This window comes from Microcystis sp. LE19-10.1B, from assembly GCF_027530565.1.
Taxonomy (GTDB): Bacteria; Cyanobacteriota; Cyanobacteriia; order Cyanobacteriales; family Microcystaceae; genus Microcystis; species Microcystis aeruginosa.
This window is the reverse complement of sequence record NZ_JAPZQM010000041.1, coordinates 1-2,259: the sequence shown is the minus strand read 5'-3', so window position 1 is coordinate 2,259 and position 2,259 is coordinate 1. Positions and strand designations below refer to the sequence as shown.

Annotated in this window: 2 protein-coding genes; one reads left to right on the top strand and one right to left on the bottom strand. The window is 40.0% G+C overall.

All coding sequences use genetic code 11. The features are described 5' to 3' along the window. Positions 1-114 precede the first annotated feature (114 nt). Positions 115-582: a discoidin/SUN/FTP domain-containing protein gene (locus tag O9332_RS01560; RefSeq protein ID WP_288023373.1), complete on the bottom strand. Its 468-nt coding sequence runs from the start codon at positions 580-582 to the stop codon at positions 115-117. Between the two features lie 457 nt (positions 583-1,039). On the opposite strand from O9332_RS01560, the gene O9332_RS01555 reads away from it, so the two are divergent. Continuing rightward, a complete protein-coding gene (locus tag O9332_RS01555) occupies positions 1,040-2,227 on the top strand; it encodes an RNA-guided endonuclease InsQ/TnpB family protein (RefSeq protein WP_288023371.1) in 1,188 nt (395 codons plus the stop codon). Positions 2,228-2,259: the final 32 nt, after the last annotated feature.

The following is a 2,259-nucleotide window of genomic DNA, read 5'->3' as shown; positions in this document are numbered from 1 at the left end:
AAATAGGTGCAAGAATGAAAATTGTGGGAGCACAATGGAAAGCAGAGAATGTTCCTCAGTATTTGAAGCTACGTTGTGCTTATCTCAACGGCGATATTGCCTGAGTATTTTTACTCATTGCAAAACTGGGATGCTCCCGGTGAAATCAATCTCAGGGACATACCCTGGATCACCTGCGATGGTGGTCATTGTGTCCATTCCCCCTGGCGAGACAGGCACGTTGCCATAAGACGACGAAATCGTGAATAAATCGGAATAAGCTAAGTTATCTATAGAATACTGAACAACATAATCGTCATTGTTATCTACTGAGACTGTTACATCCTCAACTTGGTACAAGCTGCCAAGATCAATCGTGTACTGAGGATTGGGATTTGCATTATTCGACCAAACGTTAGGAGCAGTATTCCAAGTAGTATATTCTGGCGGAATGAAGTCATCAATCAATAGCGACGGCGAGCCGTTAAATGTTCCAGTCCCCGTAGCCGAAACTGGGATAATCTGGCTCGCCTGCGCCCTCGAAAGGGAACTTCCCAGTGCCAGCATAAAAGCGATTGAGCAAACATATTGGATCTTCTTCATACGTTTAACCCTTGTTAAGTTCATTAGGTGACTTATCGACGATTATACACACTCCTTCTCCCCCCGTTGTATCAAAAGCTACAATTTAATAAATCTTTACATTCCTCTCCCCTTAGTCCCTCGCCTTCGGGAGCGATAGGTTAGCATAGAGTGGGTGAAAACAATTTTTCTCCATTGATTTCGGGTATCTCATGCGTATTCAATGGGATGAAGCCAAACGACAGCGAGTTTTAACAGAACGTGACATTGACTTCACTCGGTTAAACGATCTGCTTTACCTATAATGTCGGCTTGAAGGCTCTCGGTTTCACCTCGGAGATGAAAAGTTCCGCCAGCATAGAACAGCACTTCGACAGGCTCAGTGACACGAAGCACGACTAAGAATAACTCTAATCTATAGTTGCCAATTTAATTTTAGTATGCTAGAGTAGTTTGCGTGGTAGGTCGATAACGCAAAATGTTTGTTTTAGAGTACAAGCTTAGAGGAAAACCATCTCAATATCAAGCCATTGATCAGGCTATTCGGACAGTACAGTTTGTTCGGAATAAATGTCTTAGATATTGGGAAGACAATAAAGGTGTAGGACAAAAAGATATTTATCGATACACAACTCAATTAAGAGATGAATATCCTTTTGTCAAAGACCTTAACTCTACAGCTTGTCAACAGGCTTGCGAACGGACTTGGACTGCTATTCTTAGGTTCTATAACAATTGCCAGAACCAAATCGCTGGTAAAAAAGGATATCCTAAATACTCTAAACGTACTCATTCTGTTGAGTTTAAAAAGTCAGGTTGGAAACTTAATCGAAATTCTAAGAGAATAACTTTCACTGATGGAAAAAACATTGGGGAGTTAAAACTAATTGGTAGTCGAGACTTGTTTTATTTTCAAGAATGGCAAATTCAACGGATAAGAATAGTTAAAAGGGCTGATGGATATTATTGCCAGTTAATGCTAAAACTCGATGCTAGAGATATAACCCCACAATTAGAATCGACGGGTCATTGCCTAGGATTAGATCTGGGGTTAAAATATCTTTATGCTGACAGTAACGGGAATACAGTAGAGCCTCCTAAGTATTATCGAAAAGCCGAAAAGCGTCTTAATAAACTGAATAGAAGAAAGTCGAAAAAGTTTAAGAGAGGACAAAAGCAGTCTAATAACTACAAAAAAGCTAGTCAAAAATACGCCAAGGGACATTTAAAAGTAAGTAGGCAACGAGAAGAGTTTGCTAAAAAATTGGCACTCCGTTTAATTCAGTCAAACGACTTGATAGCTCAGGTCGATTTAAAAGTCAAGAACCTTGTGCGTAATCGAAAACTAGCTAAGAGTATTAATGATGCGGGTTGGTCGCAATTAAGAAAATGGATAGAGTATTTTGGTATTAAATACGGCCGATTAACTATTGCAGTTAATCCAGCCTATACAAGTCAAGAATGCCTTAATTGTGGTCGGTTAGTCAAAAAGTCTCTATCAGTCAGAACTCATGTTTGTTTGTGTGGGTATATAGAAGATAGGGACAAGATGGCGGCATTAAATATACTCAAAAAAGCTACGATAGGGCATATCGGAAGCTGGTCGTCAGACCTAAACGCTTGGGGAGATTTAAGCTCTATTTTGGTTGGTAGAAATACCTGCTAAGACAACTTGAGTCAGTGAACCAAGAATCCCTC